This window comes from Kitasatospora sp. NPDC056076 (assembly GCF_042266305.1).
Taxonomy (GTDB): domain Bacteria; phylum Actinomycetota; class Actinomycetes; order Streptomycetales; family Streptomycetaceae; genus Kitasatospora.
In genome coordinates this window covers 95,579-110,327 of record NZ_JBHJWG010000018.1, presented here as the reverse complement: position 1 = coordinate 110,327, position 14,749 = coordinate 95,579, and the positions used below count along the sequence as shown (strand labels likewise).

Sequence of the window (14,749 nt, the reverse complement as noted above, 5' to 3'; positions counted from 1 at the left end):
ACGTGCGCACCCGCCTGCTCGGCATCCTGATCGCCCTCATGCTCTGCGTCCTGGCCGCCCTGGGGCTGCCGCTCGCGGCGGCGTTCGCGGCGGCCGAGCAGAGCAGGGTGGTGGTCGACCGGCTCGACGACGCCGCCCGCTTCGCCCAGGACCTGCCCACCTCCGGCGCCACCCTGGACTCCGCCCGCAAGGGCGACCCGGAGCCCGCCCCCGGCGACCTCAGCCGGCGGCACGCGATCGCCACCGAGGTCCAGCGCTACTACGACCTGTACGGCGTCCGCCTCGGCATCTTCCAGCGCGACGGCACGTCGATAGCGGTCGCCCCCCGCGACTGGGGGGTGCCCGCCGTCGGCTGGGGCGCCCAGGCCTTCCAGGAGGCGTTGGACGGGCGGCGCAGCCACAACCCGCCGCAGGTCTGGCCGTGGACCGAGGACCGGACGATCACCGTCGCCGCCCCCGTGGTGCGCGACGGCGACGTGGTCGCGGTGGTGCTGAGCGAGTCGCCGACCGGGGCGCTGCGGGCCCGGGTGCTGCACAAGTGGCTGGTGCTGGCCGGCGGCGAGGCGGCCGCGATGGCCGTCGCCGTGCTGCTGGCCGTCCGGCTCACCGAGTGGGTGCTGCGCCCCGTCCGCACCCTCGACCGGGCCACCCACGACATCGCCACCGGCCGGATGGCCGCCCGGGTCGCCCCCGGCGGCGGGCCGCCCGAACTCCAGCGGCTGGCACGCTCGTTCAACGAGATGGCGGACCACGTGGTGCACGCCATGGACCAGCAGAAGGCCTTCGTCGCGGACGCCTCGCACCAGCTGCGCAACCCGCTCTCGGCCCTGCTGCTGCGGGTCGAGGTGCTCGGCCTGGAGCTGCCCGAGGGGCACGAGGAGGAGCTCAGCGGCGTCCGGGAGGAGGGCACCCGGCTGGCCCGGGTGCTGGACGACCTGCTCGGGCTGGCCACCGCCGAGCACGCCCGCCCCGAACCCGAGCAGACCGACCTCGCCCGGCTGACGCTCGCCCGGGTGGACGGCTGGCGGCCGGTCGCCGAGCAGCGCGGGATCGAGCTGCGCTGGGACGGCCCGGCGCTGGCGATCGGGATGGCCGACCCGATCGGCTTCGGCTCCGCGCTGGACGCCGTCCTGGACAACGCGCTCAAGTTCGGCCCGGCCGGCAGCCAGGTGCTGTTGCGGGTCTCGGTGTTCCGGGACGAGGTCGCGGTGACCGTCAGCGACACCGGGCCAGGGCTGACCGAGGACGAGCTCGCCCGGGCCGGGGACCGGTTCTGGCGCAGCGCGCGGCACCAGAACGTGGACGGCTCCGGACTGGGCCTGTCCATCGCCCGCACCCTGCTGGCGGCGGGCGGCGGCTCGCTCGGTTTCGCCCCGGTCCGGCCGACCGGGCTCGCGGTGACGCTGGCGGTGCCGCGGCCGGGACGGCCGTAGCCGTAGCACCCGGGGCCGCCACGGCCTGCCGCGGCTCCTGCGGCTCCTGCGGTTCCTGCGGTTCCTAGGGTTTCACCGAGCGGTAGTAGCGCGCGGCGCCCGTGTGCAGCGGGAGCGGGTCGGTGTAGACGGCGGTGCGCAGGTCGACCAGCTGGGCGGCGTGCACCTGGGCGCCGATCTGGTCCCGGCTGTCGATCACCGCCCGGGTCATCCCCTCCACCAGCCCCGGGTCCACGTCGTCCCGGGTGACCAGCAGGTTGGGCACGGCCATGGTGGCGACGGCGTCCTTGGGCTCGGCGTTCGGGTAGGTGCCCTTGGGCATGGTGGCCGCCCGGTAGGCGTCGACGCCGTCGCCCTCGGCCTTGTGCAGGGCCTCGGACAGGTCGCCCAGCGGGACGACCCGGATCCGCATGTGGTCGGAGAGGTCGGTGAGCGCGCTGGTCGGCAGGCCGCCGGACCAGAAGAAGGCGTCGATCTTGTGGTCGCGCAGCTCGTCCGAGCCGTCGCTGACGCCCCCGGGGACGGGGGTGATGTCGTGGTCCGGGTCCAGGCCGGCCGCGGTCAGCAGCCGCCTGGTGACCAGGTTCACCCCGGACTGCGGCAGGCCGACCCCCACCCGCAGGCCCTTGAGGTCGGCGGTGCGGTGCACCGGGGAGTCCGCCGGGACGATCAGCTGCAGGTAGTCGTCGTACAGCCGGGCGATCGCCCGGAGCCGGTCCTTGCCCTGGCCCTGGTAGGCGGCGACCGCGTCGGCGGTGGCGATCGCGAAGGTGTCCTTGCCGTCGATCACCCGGCGGAGGTTGTCCACCGAGCCCTCGGAACTGTCCAGGGCCAGCCGCACCCCCGGCATGGTCTGCGAGACGTGGCTCTGCAGCAGCTGCCCGTACCGGTCGTAGACGCCGCGCGGGACGCCGGTCGCGAAGCGGGTCTCCCCGCGCGGGTAGCCGGGCGAGCGGCCCGCGGACAGCCACCAGCCGCCGAACCCGGCCACCAGCAGCACCAGGACCAGCACGGTCCGCCACAGCGGGCTGCGGGCCGCGCGGCGGACGGCGGCGCCGAGTCGTGACGGATCGGTGGGGGTCATGCAGGGATAGTGCCAGGCGCCCGGGCCGAACGGGAGGGGAACGACCGGTGGAAAGCTCGGGGAGCCGTTCCGCGAAGATCCGGGGAAAGGCGGTCCGCGGCTGCCCGTACCCTGGTCTGGTGAGCGGTGAGAGCGGATTGAAGAGCTACAAGGTCGTCACGCACGGCTGCCAGATGAACGTCCACGACTCCGAGCGGCTGTCCGGCCTGCTGGAGGACGCGGGGTACGTCAAGGCCGGTGCCGAGGGCGACCCGGACCTGGTCGTGTTCAACACCTGCGCGGTGCGCGAGAACGCCGACAACAAGCTGTACGGCAACCTCGGGCAGCTCGCGCCGGTCAAGGGCCGCCACCAGGGCATGCAGATCGCCGTCGGCGGCTGCCTGGCCCAGAAGGACCGCGAGTCCATCGTCAAGCGCGCCCCCTGGGTCGACGTGGTGTTCGGCACCCACAACATCGGGCACCTGCCGGCGCTGCTGGAGCGGGCCGCGGTCGAGCGCAAGGCCCAGGTCGAGATCCTGGAGTCGCTGGAGACCTTCCCCTCCACGCTGCCCACCCGCCGCGAGTCGGCGTACGCGGCCTGGGTCGCGATCTCGGTCGGCTGCAACAACACCTGCACCTTCTGCATCGTCCCGGCGCTGCGCGGCAAGGAGGAGGACCGCCGCCCCGGCGACGTCCTCGCCGAGATCGAGGCGCTGGTCGACGAGGGCGTCATCGAGGTGACCCTGCTCGGCCAGAACGTCAACGCCTACGGTTCCGACCTGGGCGACCGCGAGGCCTTCTCCAAGCTGCTGCGCGCCGCCGGGCAGATCGAGGGCCTGGAGCGGATCCGCTTCACCTCGCCGCACCCGCGCGACTTCACCGACGACGTGATCGCCGCGATGGCCGAGACGCCGAGCGTGATGCACCAGCTGCACATGCCGCTGCAGTCCGGCTCGGACCAGGTCCTCAAGGCGATGCGCCGCTCGTACCGGCAGGACCGTTTCCTCGGGATCATCCGCAAGGTCCGCGAGGCGATGCCGGACGCGGCGATCTCCACCGACATCATCGTCGGCTTCCCCGGCGAGACCGAGGAGGACTTCGAGCAGACGATGCACGTCGTCCGCGAGGCCCGCTTCACCAACGCCTTCACCTTCCAGTACTCCAAGCGCCCCGGCACCCCCGCCGCGGAGATGGCCGACCAGGTGCCCAAGGAGGTCGTCCAGGCCCGCTACGACCGGCTGATCGCGCTCCAGGAGGAGATCTCCTGGGACGAGAACAAGAAGCAGGTCGGCCGCACCCTGGAGATCCTGGTCGCCGAGGGCGAGGGCAAGAAGGACGACAGGACCCAGCGCCTGTCCGGCCGCGCCCCCGACAACCGGCTGGTCCACTTCACCAGGCCGGACGAGCCGGTGCGCCCCGGCGACGTGGTGACCGTCGAGATCACCTACGCCGCCCCGCACCACCTGCTGGCCGAGGGCCCGACCCTCGGGGTGCGCCGCACCCGGGCCGGCGACGCCTGGGAGAAGCGCCAGGCCAGGCCGGCCGACAAGCCGGCGGGCGTCATGCTCGGCCTGCCGAAGATCGGCGCCCCGGCCGAGCTGCCGTCGGCCGCCCCGGCGGGCGGCGCCTGCTGCGGCGACTGACCCGTGTGACGGAGGCCGAACGGCCCGGCCGGAGCGAGCGCGCGAGTCGCGGCTCGGAGCTCCGGCCGGGCCGTTCGGCTTTCCGGCTAGGGCCGGACAGGCCCTAAGGTGATCCGCATGCTGGTAGCCGCCGCCGTGTGCCCCTGTCCGCCGCTGCTCGTTCCCGAGGTCGCCGCCGGGGCCGCGCCCGAGCTGGACGGGCTGCGCGCCGCCTGTGACGAGGCGCTGGCGGCGCTGGTCGCGGCCGGGCCGGAGCTGGTCGTGGTGGTGGGCGCCGGGCCGGAGGCCGAGGTGTGGACCGAGGGCGGGGCCGGGTCCTTCCACCGCTACGGGGTGCCGCTGGTCGCCAAGCTGCCCGGCGGGCGGGTCGAGGGGCCGGAGCTGGCGCCCTCGCTGACCGTCGGGGCCTGGCTGCTGGAGCGCGCCGGGGTGACCGTGCCGACGCACGCCTGCGCGGTGCCCGCGGACGCCCCCGTCGACCGGATGCTCGGCCTCGGCCAGGGCCTGGCCGGGCTGGCCGACAAGGTCGCCCTGCTGGTGCTCGGCGACGGCAGCGCCTGCCGCTCGCTGAAGGCCCCCGGCTACCTGGACGAGCGGGCCGAGGGCTTCGACGCCGGGTTGGCCGCCGCCCTGGGCTCGGCCGACCTGCCCGCCCTGGCGGCCCTGGACCCGGCGCTGGCAGCCGAGCTCAAGGCCGAGGGCCGGGCGCCCTGGCAGGTGCTGGCCGGCGCCGCCGAGGGCGCCGGCCTCACCGCGCGGCTGGGCTACCAGGACGCGCCGTACGGGGTCGGGTACTTCGTGGCGTCCTGGGCGTAGGGCCCGTCTCCGGGCCCCGGCCGGTCAGGACTGCGGGGGCTGTCCCCCGTCGTCCGGCTTCGGCTTGTGGGCGAAGTCGCCCACCGCGCCCTTGGCCTTGTCGGCGCCGTGCTCGATCTTGTCGCTGTACTTGCCCTTGGTCGCCTTGTCGATCGCGCCGCCGGCCTTGTCGACCATCTGGTCGATCTGGTCGCTGTGCTTGCCCGCGAGCTCGCTGGCCTTCTCCTTGAGCTCCTCGGCCTTGCCCTTGAGGTTGTCCATCAGGCCCATGGTGATCTCCTTCGTTCCCTGTCTCCTGCACAACGCACGTGACCGGTCAAGAGTTCGCAAAGCCGGGCCGGGGTGCGGGGCAGGCCGGAGGCAGTCCGGGGAACAGTCACATCCTCGCGCAGTCGGCGGCGGGCGGCAGCCCGGCCCCGGGTGCCGCGACGGTTTGGGAGACTGGAGCGGTGAGCAGCTCCCGTGTGATCAGCATCGTCGGCGCGACCGCCGCCGGAAAGTCCGACCTGGCCGTCGCCATCGCCCGCAGCCTCGGCGGCGAGGTGATCAACACCGACTCGATGCAGCTGTACCGGGGCATGGACATCGGCACGGCCAAGCTGACCGTGGCGGAGCGCGGGGGAGTGCCGCACCACCTGCTGGACGTCTGGGACGTCACCGAGGCCGCCAGCGTCGCCGAGTACCAGCGGCTGGCCCGGGCCGAGATCGACCGGCTGCTCGCCGCCGGGCGCACCCCCGTCCTGGTCGGCGGCTCCGGGCTGTACGTCCGGGCCGCGATCGACGAGATGGAGTTCCCCGGCACCGACCCGCAGGTCCGCGCCCGGCTGGAGGCCGAACTGGAGCAGGACGGCCCGTACGCGCTGCACCGGCGGCTGGCCGGGCTGGACCCGGCGGCCGCCGAGGCGATCCTGACCGGCAACGGGCGCCGGATCGTCCGTGCCCTGGAGGTCATCGAGATCACCGGGCAGCCGTTCACCGCCAACCTGCCGAGCAACACCGCGGTCTACGAGGCGGTGCAGATCGGCGTCGCGGTGTCGCGCCCCGAACTGGACGAGCGGATCACCCTGCGGGTCGACCGGATGTGGGAGGCCGGACTGCTGGACGAGGTGCGCGCGCTGGAGCGGGTCGGGCTGCGGGAGGGCCGGACCGCCTCCCGGGCGCTCGGCTACCAGCAGGTGCTCGACCACTTCGCCGGGGAGTGCACCGAGGACGAGGCGCGGGCCGAGACGGTCCGGGCCACCAAGCGCTTCGCCCGCCGGCAGGAGTCCTGGTTCCGTCGGGACGACCGCATCCACTGGCTCTCCCGCCCGGCCGGGACCGACCCGGTCGAGCTGCTGGAACGCTCGCTGGAACTGATCGGCCATCAGGGGGTTCCGGTCGCGTAGTCGGGCCCTGGGGTCCGTTCCGGCCAATTCGGCGGTGCAGCTGCGCGCGCAGGCGACCGTGCAGGACGAACCGGGGGTCACGGCCCGATCACGTGATGGCCACGGATCACCCGAGGACCCCGTCAGGCCCCGAACGTCCCCTCTGGACATGCCATCATCGATGCCGTAAGGGTCGGCCCGCGCGGGCCGACCGTGCCCGGCCGCGAGTCCGCTCGTGTCGAACTGTCAGGGGAGGCCGCGTGTCGACGGGTACCGGCCCCGAATCCGGCCAGAGCGGGAGTGTCACCGCACCGGCCGAGGAGTTCGACGAGTCGACCAGGGGCGACCTCCCCGTGCTGACCGGCCTGGAGGCGCCGACCTCGTACGCGGCCGCGGTGCCCGCACTGGACACCCGCACCCCGCCGGACGCCGCCGTGCACGAGCGGGAGATCCGGCCGCTGCGCCGGCTCCGCTGGTGGCAGACCCTGCCGATCGCCCTGCTCGGCACCCTCGGCTCGCTGATGTTCGCCTTCCCGCTCGCCTTCGGCTCGGCCGGGGCGCGGGCCACCATGGTCGGGATGCTCGGGCTGCTGTTCACCGCCGCCTCGTTCGGCTGGGGCGCGATGGCCGCCCGGCACGCCGGCTACAAGTGGCCGGGGCTGCCGCGCCGGGGCTCCGCGCAGCGGGCCGGCTGGAAGGCCATCGCGGTCTACACCCTGATCGCCCTGGCCGCCTGCGCGCTCGCGGTGTGGCGGGTCGCCTACCTGCGCTGAGCCGGGCCCCGGCCTGCCCCACCGCCGCCCTCAGTACCATCGGTGGGGTGAGCGCATCCTCTTCCCCGCGGGCCGGCCTCCCCTTCTTCAAGGGGCACGGCACCCAGAACGACTTCGTGATCGTGCCCGACCCGGACGGCGTGCTGGAGATCGGCCCGGAGGCCGTCGCCGCGCTGTGCGACCGCCGGGCCGGCATCGGCGGCGACGGGCTGCTGCGCGTGGTGCGCGCGGCCGCCGACCCGGCCGCCGCGGACCAGGCCGACCGGGCCGAGTGGTTCATGGACTACCGCAACTCCGACGGCAGCATCGCCGAGATGTGCGGCAACGGCCTGCGGGTGTTCGCCCGCTTCCTGGTCGAGGCCGGCCTGGCGAAGCCCGGCGGGCTGGCGATCGCCACCCGCTCCGGGGTGCTCACCGCGACGGTCGCCGAGGACGCCGCGGACGGCACGCCCGGCGAGGTCACCGTCGACATGGGCCGGGCGAGGCTGCCCGGGCCGGACGGCATCGAGGTCGCGGTCGGCGAGCGGCGCTGGCCCGCCCTGAACGTCAACATGGGCAACCCGCACGCGGTGGCCTTCGTGGCGAGCCTGGACCACGCCGGGGACCTCTTCACCGCCCCGCTCACCAGCCCCGCGGGCGCCTACCCGGAGGGCGTCAACGTCGAGTTCGTGGTGGACCGCGGCCCGCGGCACGTGGCGATGCGGGTGCACGAGCGCGGCTCGGGCGAGACCCGCTCCTGCGGCACCGGCGCCTGCGCCGTCGCGGTGGCGGCCATCCGCCGGGACGGCGCGGACCCGGCGGTCACCGGCGAGGCGGTCGCCTACACGGTGGACGTGCTGGGCGGCCGGCTGGTCATCACCGAGCACCCGGACGGCCGGGTGGAGATGACCGGTCCGGCGGTGATCGTGGCGGAGGGGCGGATCGACCCGCGCTGGTGGGAGTCGATCGCCCGGGCCTCGTAGCGATGGCCCGGTTTGCCCACTTCGTACGGTGACGAATCCCCCCGATCGGGTGATACCGGTCGCGGACGGGAATCACGGCGTCGCGGAACGTGCTCTGCTCGGTAGCATGGACCACCGGGTCACCCCACGGGGAGGGGCCGCACCCGGCGACGTTGCCGGAGGTGCCGATGACCATCGAAGCCGGGCAGTCCCTCACGGGGCAGCCGACGACCGCACGGCAGGCCGGGGCCAGGAGGCCCCTGGGGGAGCTCGGCCGGGCCGCGCTCGGCCGGGCCGGGCGGGCCGCCCTGCTGGCCACCGGCCGCCCGCCCGTGCCGGACGCCCTGGAACCACTGGTCCAGGTGCACCGGCGGCACCACCCGCAGGCGGACCTCGCCCTGCTGGCCCGGGCGTACCGGCTGGCCGAGGCCAGCCACCGCGGCCAGAAGCGCAAGAGCGGTGAGCCGTACATCACCCATCCGCTGGCCGTCACCATGATCCTGGCCCAACTCGGTGCCGGGACGACCACCTTGGTCGCCTCGCTGCTCCACGACACCGTCGAGGACACCGAGTTGACGCTGGAGCAGGTGGGCGCCGGGTTCGGGCCCGAAGTCGCCTACCTGGTCGACGGGGTGACCAAACTGGAGAAGGTCGACTTCGGCGCCGCCGCCGAGGCCGAGACCTTCCGCAAGATGCTGGTCGCCACCGGGGACGACGTCCGGGTGATGGTGATCAAGCTCGCCGACCGGCTGCACAACATGCGCACCATCCGGCACATGAAGCCGGCCAGCCAGGTGCGGATCGCCAAGGTCACCCGGGACGTGCTGATCCCGCTGGCCGAGCGGCTCGGCATCCAGGTGCTCAAGGCGGAGCTGGAGGACATCGTCTTCGCCACCCTGCACCCCGAGGAGCACGCCCGCACCCGGGGCCTGATGGCCGGTCACGAGGCCGAGCCGGACGCCCTGCTGGAGCCCTTCGCCCGCCGGCTGGCCCGCCAGCTCGCCGAGACCGGGGTCGCCGCCGAGGTGACGGTACGGCCCCGGCACTGCGTCTCGCTGCACCGGGTGCTGATCAAGCGGGCCGCCGCGCCCGGGCGGGACGGCCGGCCGCAGGAGCCGCAGCCGGCCGACTTCGGGCGGTTGCTGGTGGTGGTCGAGGAGAACGCCGACTGCTACGCGGTGCTCGGCGAGCTGCACACCTGCTGGACGCCGTTGCCCGGGGAGTTCAAGGACTTCGTCGCCGCCCCCAAGTTCAACCTCTACCAGTCGCTGCACACCGCCGTCGCGCTGGACGGCGGCGCGGTGGTCGAGGTGCTGGTGCGGACCAGGCGGATGCACGAGGTGGCCGAGACCGGGGTGGTCGCGCTCGGCGACCCGACCCCGGCCGGTCCGGCCCAGGACACCGACGAACTGGACCGCACCGACCCGGCCCGGCCCGGCTGGCTCAGCCGGCTGCTGGAGTGGCAGCAGGAGACCCCCGACCCGGACGCCTTCTGGTCCGCGCTCACCGCCGACCTGGCCGGGGACCGCGAGATCACCGTGGTGACGGAGAGCGGTGAAACGCTTCAGCTGAGGGCCGGGGCCAGCTGCGTGGACGCCGCCTACCTGCTCGGCGAGGAGACCGGCCACCGATGTATCGGCGCCCGGGTCAACGGCCGGCTCACCGCGCTGTCCACCCCGTTGCAGGACGGGGACGTCCTGGCGGTGCTCACGGAGAGCCTCCCGCCCGGCGGCGGGGCCCAGCCGTCCGGGCCGTCCCCGGAGTGGCTGGCGCACGCCCGCACCCCCGCCGCCCGGCTGGCCATCGAGCGCTGGCTGGCCGACCACCCGGCCCGGCTGCCGGTGGTGCGCACCGGCCCGGCCGGCGGCCAGCCCGCCCCGCCCGCGCACCGGCCCGGCGAGCGCCGCGCCGCCCCCGTCGTGGTGGCCGGCCGGCCCGGGGCGCAGGTGCGGCTGGCCCGCTGCTGCACGCCCGTGCCCCCGGACGCGGTGGCCGGCTACCCGATCCGCGGCGGCGCGGTGGCCGTGCACCGCACCGCCTGCCCCGCCGGGCAGCGGCTGCGCGCCGACGGGCGGGCCGAACTGGAGGTCCGCTGGCAGCCCGGGGACGCCCCGGCGGCCGGCCACCGGGTGACCCTGCGGGCCGAGGCGCTGAACCGGCCCCGGCTGCTCGCCGACCTCACCGCGGCGATCTCCGCCGAGGGCGTCGGCATCGTCTCCGCCGAGGTCGAACCGCCGCAGGAACTGCGGGTCCGGCACACCTACACCGTCGAGCTGCCCGAGCCGGGCGCGCTGCCCGCCCTGATGCGGGCGATGCTCAAGGTTTCCGGGGTGTACGACGTCAGCCGCCCGCACGCCCCCGAGGGGACGCAGACCCGCCACTCCGGTGGAAATGGGGGTGACCGGCCCGCACCGGGCGTGCGACCATCGTGGGGAATTCACGGCCGGTCCACGGCGTTCTCAGGGCACAGGAGCCCCGGTGGGATCCAAGGGACCACGCCGAAGCCATCCAGCGACCAAAGGACAGAATGACCTCCACGTTCGAAGCCCGCGACCACGCCGACGCCCCGCGCCGCCTCGACGGTCTGCGAGCGGAAGCCCTCATGGACGAGGACCTCGCGGCCATCGACGAGGACCTCGGCCACAACTACGACGGCGACCAGTACGACCGCAGTGAGCGCGCCGCCCTGCGCCGTGTCGCCGGCCTCTCCACCGAACTCGAAGACGTCACCGAGGTCGAGTACCGCCAGCTCCGCCTGGAGCGCGTGGTGCTCGTCGGTGTCTGGACCGACGGCACCCTGGAGGAGGCGGAGAACTCGATGGCCGAGCTCGCCGCGCTCGCCGAGACCGCCGGTTCCGAGGTGCTGGACGGCGTCATCCAGCGCCGCGACAAGCCCGACGCGGCCACCTACATCGGCTCCGGCAAGGCCAAGGAGCTGCGCGACATCGTCGCTTCCAGCGGCGCCGACACCGTGGTCTGCGACGGTGAGCTCACCCCCGGCCAGCTGATCCAGCTGGAGGACGTGGTCAAGGTCAAGGTCGTCGACCGGACGGCCCTGATCCTGGACATCTTCGCCCAGCACGCCAAGTCCCGGGAGGGCAAGGCGCAGGTCTCGCTCGCGCAGATGCAGTACATGCTGCCGCGCCTGCGCGGCTGGGGTCAGTCGCTGTCCCGGCAGATGGGTGGCGGTGGCTCCGGCTCCTCGGGCGGCGGCATGGCCACCCGTGGCCCCGGTGAGACCAAGATCGAGACCGACCGGCGCCGGATCCGCGAGAAGATGGCGAAGCTCCGCAAGGAGATCGCCGACATGAAGAAGGGCCGCGACACCAAGCGCCAGGAGCGCAAGCGCCACCAGGTGCCGTCCGTGGCCATCGCCGGCTACACCAACGCCGGCAAGTCCTCCCTGCTCAACCGGCTCACCGGCGCGGGCGTGCTGGTGGAGAACTCGCTGTTCGCCACCCTGGACCCGACCGTGCGCCGGGCCGAGACCCCGAGCGGGCGGCTCTACACCCTGGCGGACACCGTCGGCTTCGTCCGGCACCTGCCGCACCACCTGGTCGAGGCCTTCCGCTCGACCATGGAGGAGGTCGCCGACGCGGACCTCATCCTGCACGTGGTCGACGGCTCGCACCCCGAGCCGGAGACGCAGCTGGCCGCCGTCCGCGAGGTCATCGTCTCGGTCGACGCGCAGAACGTGCCGGAGATCGTGGTGATCAACAAGGCCGACGCCGCCGACCCGCACGTGCTGCAGCGCCTGCTGCGCCGCGAGCCGCACGCCATCGTGGTGTCGGCCCGCAGCGGGGCCGGCATCGAGGAGCTGCTCAGGCTCATCGACGACGAGCTGCCGCGACCGGCCGTCGAGGTGCGGGCCCTGGTGCCCTACACCCAGGGCGCGCTGGTCTCCCGGGTGCACAAGGAGGGCGAGCTGATCGCCACCGAGCACACGGCCGACGGCACGCTGGTGCACGCCAAGGTGCCGGCCGAGCTGGCCGCCGAGCTGGAGTACTTCGCGGTGGCCCTGCAGGGCTGATCGGCGCGTTCCTGCTCGTTCCCGCTCGTCCCCGCTCGTCGGGGTGGCCCCCGGACGTACCGCGTCCGGGGGCTACTTCACGTTCTTGGCGAAGTAGTCGAAGGCCTGCTTGGCCTGGTCCTGGAGGGACGGCCCGGCCCGGTAGCCCGCCGGGCCGCGGCTGCCGAGCGAGCTGACGCTGACCAGGTTGGGCCGGCCGTCCCTGGTGATGAACCAGCCGCCGCCGCCCGCGCCGCCGCCCATGGAGCAGCCGATCGCGTACATCGGCGGGCGGGACCGGTCGAAGGACAGCCGGCCCGGCGGGGCGGGGGAGTCGCAGCGCTCCAGCTCCATGCCGTCGAAGGGCCGCTCCACCGGGTAGCCGAAGACCACCGCCGCGGTGATCTGCTCGCGCGGGGCGTTGAACCAGACCGGGACGGAACCGCCGACCGCCTCCTCCAGGGACGGGCCGGCCGCGGACTCGCCGCGCACCCGGACGATCCCGTAGTCGTACTGGTCGTGGGCGCCGACCCCGCTCTCCTGGAGCCAGGTCGGCGACACCATGGCGCGCACCGCCGTCCACCGGCCGTACGGGGCGGCCTGCTGCTCGTCGTACGGCTTGCCGCGGGCCGCCCGGCCGTCCCGGTTGAAGGCGGGGACGAAGACCAGGTTCTTCACCCAGCCGCCGCCCCTGCCGTCGTGCAGGCAGTGCGCGGCGGTGAGGACCAGGTTGCTGCGGCCCGGGTTGAGCGGGTCGGCGACCACCGTGCCGGAGCAGGCCGCGTCGCCCTGCGGCGTGGTCATCAGCAGCCTGCCGACCACGGCGGAGTCCGGGCCGTACGGGTGCGGCTGCGGCCGGGCCTGGACGACCGCGGGCGGGGCGTCGCGGTCGACGCCGGGGGGTGCGGCGGCGGTCGGGGCGTACTCGGGGGTGGGCCGGGCCCTGGCGGCCTCCGTCCGGGCCGCCGTCCAGTAGCCCGGGGGCACCTGGTTGGCGAAGCCGCTGTCGGCGACGTAGCGGGCCCAGTCCTCCAGCTTCCAGCCGCTCAGGTCGCCCAGGCTGGTGGGCGCGGCCTTGGGCAGTGCCGCGGGCGGGGTGGCGGGGGCGGCGGGGCCGTCCGGCGCGCAGGCGGCCGCGGTGAGCGTCAGGGCGGCGAGCAGTGCGGCGCCGGCCGCGGCGGCCCGCCGCCCCCCGGTGCGGGGGGTGCGGCGGGTGGTACGGGTGGTGCCGGTGGAGTCAGTGGTGCCGGTGGTGCGGGTGGTGCTGATGGTGCGCAAGCTGAGGAGTCCCCCGTGGTGGTGCCGGTCACTGCTTCCTGGAGATCCAGTCCAGGGCCTGCTTGGCGACCGTCTCCAGGTACGGGCCGCTCAGCGAGGTGTGCTCCTGGGTGCCGATCGAGGTGTTGCTGACCAGGGCGGTCCGCCCGTCCGGCATGGTGGCGAACCAGCCGCCGCCGCTGGCGCCCTGGGTCATGTTGCAGCCGATGGTCAGCATGGACGGGCGCTTGGGGTCGAAGGACAGCCGGACGGGCTTGCCGCCGTCGCACTTGTACAGCTCCTGGCCGTCGAACGGCTTGACCAGCGGGTAGCCGGTGGCCGAGACCTTGAGCTGGTCGCGGGGCGCGTCGAACCACACCGGGACGGCCGAACCGACCGTCTCCTCCAGGGACTTGCCGGTGTCGTTCTGGTTGTGCACGCGCATCACGGCGAAGTCGTACTGGTTGGCGGCGTCACCGGTCTGCCCGCCCTCGACCATCCACTGCGGGGAGGTGACGATCTGGTCGGCCCACCAGGTGCCCAGCGGGGCGAGGTCGGACAGCGGGGCCTTCTTGCCGCCGCTGGAGGCGCCCGAGTTGTTGTAGGCGGGGACGAAGACCAGGTTCTTGTAGAAGTCGCCGCCCTTGCCCTCGTGCACGCAGTGGGCCGCCGTCCAGACCAGATTGCTCCTGCCCGGGTGCTGGGGGTCGGCGATCACCGTCGCCGAGCAGTTGCCCCGGCCGCCCTGGGCGGAGAAGAACACCTTCCCGGAGGGCTGCTTGAGGTACGGGCGGGGCACCTGGACGGCCTTGACCACCGGCGGCTCCGGGTCGGTCACGCCGTCGGCGGCGGCCGGCTTGGCGGTCGGCGGCGCCGGGTCGGCGGGCTTGGCGTCGCCCATCTTGTCCGGGTTCCAGAAGTCCTTCACCACCGGGTTGTTGAAGACGTGCTTGGACGCCCACTTGTCCCAGTCGTCGTACTTCCACTTCTTGAGGTCGTCCCAGGTCTTCGGCAGGCCCTCCAGCAGGCTGGTCGGCAGGCCGGACGGCAGGGTGATCCCGCCGATGACGCCGCCGGGGGCGGCGGAGCCGCTCGCGTCCGTGCTGGGCGGCGGTGCGGCGACGGTCCGGTCGGCGCCCGCCGGGCCGTCCGGTCCGCAGGCGCTGACGGCCAGCAGCGTTCCGGCGACCAGCGCGGCGGCCAGGGCTGACCGGTGGATCGGTGGCATCGGTGGGCTTCCCCCTGTACTCGGTCGGACGGTGTCGGGTCGGTCCTCGGTGCGGCGGCCCGCCGCCCTGGAGTCTTCCATCGCCGTGGAGGACGGCGGCGGCCGCCCCCCGGGTTCCGCGACCGCCCGGAGGTCACCGATCCGTGACGCGGAACCGGCCCCGTCGTTGGCACAGCAGGGCCGCCCCGCCCGGTGACGCACTATCCCCGATCTTCACCCGGA

At 74.3% G+C, this 14,749-nt stretch carries 12 protein-coding genes; 8 read left to right on the top strand and 4 right to left on the bottom strand.

Features of this window, described 5'->3' with window-relative positions; genetic code table 11:
- Nucleotides 1–2: 2 nt before the first annotated feature.
- Nucleotides 3–1,433, top strand: coding sequence for a sensor histidine kinase (locus ACFC1T_RS17535; RefSeq protein WP_375889383.1), 1,431 nt, complete (start codon nucleotides 3–5; stop codon nucleotides 1,431–1,433).
- 64 nt (nucleotides 1,434–1,497) lie between these two features.
- Here the strand turns inward: ACFC1T_RS17535 and ACFC1T_RS17530 are convergent, their stop codons facing one another.
- Entirely contained in the window at nucleotides 1,498–2,517 is a 1,020-nt protein-coding gene (locus ACFC1T_RS17530) for a TAXI family TRAP transporter solute-binding subunit (protein WP_375889380.1), read from the bottom strand.
- A 119-nt stretch (nucleotides 2,518–2,636) separates the two neighbouring features.
- Here ACFC1T_RS17530 and miaB point away from each other — a divergent pair, with 119 nt between their 5' ends.
- Together miaB and ACFC1T_RS17520 are read left to right on the top strand one after the other, a co-directional pair.
- Nucleotides 2,637–4,139 carry a tRNA (N6-isopentenyl adenosine(37)-C2)-methylthiotransferase MiaB gene (gene miaB, locus ACFC1T_RS17525; protein WP_375889379.1) on the top strand — a complete coding sequence of 501 codons (1,503 nt, stop codon included), beginning with the start codon at nucleotides 2,637–2,639 and terminating at the stop codon, nucleotides 4,137–4,139.
- Nucleotides 4,140–4,256: 117 nt separating this feature from the next.
- Complete coding sequence (locus tag ACFC1T_RS17520) at nucleotides 4,257–4,955, top strand: hypothetical protein (protein WP_375889376.1); 699 nt, start codon at nucleotides 4,257–4,259, stop codon at nucleotides 4,953–4,955.
- 24 nt (nucleotides 4,956–4,979) lie between these two features.
- Here the strand turns inward: ACFC1T_RS17520 and ACFC1T_RS17515 are convergent, their stop codons facing one another.
- Nucleotides 4,980–5,225 carry an antitoxin gene (locus ACFC1T_RS17515; RefSeq protein ID WP_375889374.1) on the bottom strand — a complete coding sequence of 82 codons (246 nt, stop codon included), beginning with the start codon at nucleotides 5,223–5,225 and terminating at the stop codon, nucleotides 4,980–4,982.
- Between the two features lie 179 nt (nucleotides 5,226–5,404).
- Between ACFC1T_RS17515 and miaA the strand changes: the two genes are divergently transcribed.
- The 5 genes from miaA to hflX all read left to right on the top strand — a co-directional run bounded on the left by miaA (nucleotide 5,405) and on the right by hflX (nucleotide 12,063).
- Nucleotides 5,405–6,340 carry a tRNA (adenosine(37)-N6)-dimethylallyltransferase MiaA gene (miaA, locus tag ACFC1T_RS17510; protein ID WP_375889372.1) on the top strand — a complete coding sequence of 312 codons (936 nt, stop codon included), beginning with the start codon at nucleotides 5,405–5,407 and terminating at the stop codon, nucleotides 6,338–6,340.
- Nucleotides 6,341–6,579: 239 nt separating this feature from the next.
- Complete coding sequence (locus ACFC1T_RS17505; protein WP_375889370.1) at nucleotides 6,580–7,092, top strand: hypothetical protein; 513 nt, start codon at nucleotides 6,580–6,582, stop codon at nucleotides 7,090–7,092.
- A gap of 47 nt (nucleotides 7,093–7,139) precedes the next feature.
- Entirely contained in the window at nucleotides 7,140–8,054 is a 915-nt protein-coding gene (gene dapF, locus ACFC1T_RS17500) for a diaminopimelate epimerase (RefSeq protein WP_375889369.1), read from the top strand.
- A 167-nt stretch (nucleotides 8,055–8,221) separates the two neighbouring features.
- On the top strand, nucleotides 8,222–10,564 hold the full coding sequence (locus ACFC1T_RS17495; protein ID WP_375889366.1) for a RelA/SpoT family protein: 2,343 nt from the start codon (nucleotides 8,222–8,224) through the stop codon (nucleotides 10,562–10,564).
- Nucleotides 10,561–12,063, top strand: a complete 1,503-nt coding sequence (gene hflX, locus ACFC1T_RS17490; RefSeq protein ID WP_375889364.1) for a GTPase HflX — start codon at nucleotides 10,561–10,563, stop codon at nucleotides 12,061–12,063. The genes ACFC1T_RS17495 and hflX overlap by 4 nt, the downstream gene beginning before the upstream one ends.
- A 72-nt stretch (nucleotides 12,064–12,135) precedes the next feature.
- On the opposite strand, the gene ACFC1T_RS17485 is transcribed toward hflX, so the two are convergent.
- Both ACFC1T_RS17485 and ACFC1T_RS17480 read right to left on the bottom strand, forming a co-directional pair.
- Complete coding sequence (locus tag ACFC1T_RS17485) at nucleotides 12,136–13,320, bottom strand: trypsin-like serine peptidase (RefSeq protein WP_375889362.1); 1,185 nt, start codon at nucleotides 13,318–13,320, stop codon at nucleotides 12,136–12,138.
- Nucleotides 13,321–13,348: 28 nt separating this feature from the next.
- Nucleotides 13,349–14,527 (bottom strand): trypsin-like serine peptidase, encoded by a 1,179-nt coding sequence (locus ACFC1T_RS17480; RefSeq protein WP_375889359.1) that lies wholly within the window; start codon nucleotides 14,525–14,527, stop codon nucleotides 13,349–13,351.
- Nucleotides 14,528–14,749 lie beyond the last annotated feature (222 nt).

Coding starts and splice junctions, on each gene's coding strand:
- ACFC1T_RS17530 (WP_375889380.1), bottom strand. CDS start 2,517: ATGACCCCCACCGATCCGTCACGACTCGGCGCCGCCGTCCGCCGCGCG.
- ACFC1T_RS17520 (WP_375889376.1), top strand. CDS start 4,257: ATGCTGGTAGCCGCCGCCGTGTGCCCCTGTCCGCCGCTGCTCGTTCCC.
- ACFC1T_RS17495 (WP_375889366.1), top strand. CDS start 8,222: ATGACCATCGAAGCCGGGCAGTCCCTCACGGGGCAGCCGACGACCGCA.
- ACFC1T_RS17515 (WP_375889374.1), bottom strand. CDS start 5,225: ATGGGCCTGATGGACAACCTCAAGGGCAAGGCCGAGGAGCTCAAGGAG.
- ACFC1T_RS17480 (WP_375889359.1), bottom strand. CDS start 14,527: ATGCCACCGATCCACCGGTCAGCCCTGGCCGCCGCGCTGGTCGCCGGA.
- hflX (WP_375889364.1), top strand. CDS start 10,561: ATGACCTCCACGTTCGAAGCCCGCGACCACGCCGACGCCCCGCGCCGC.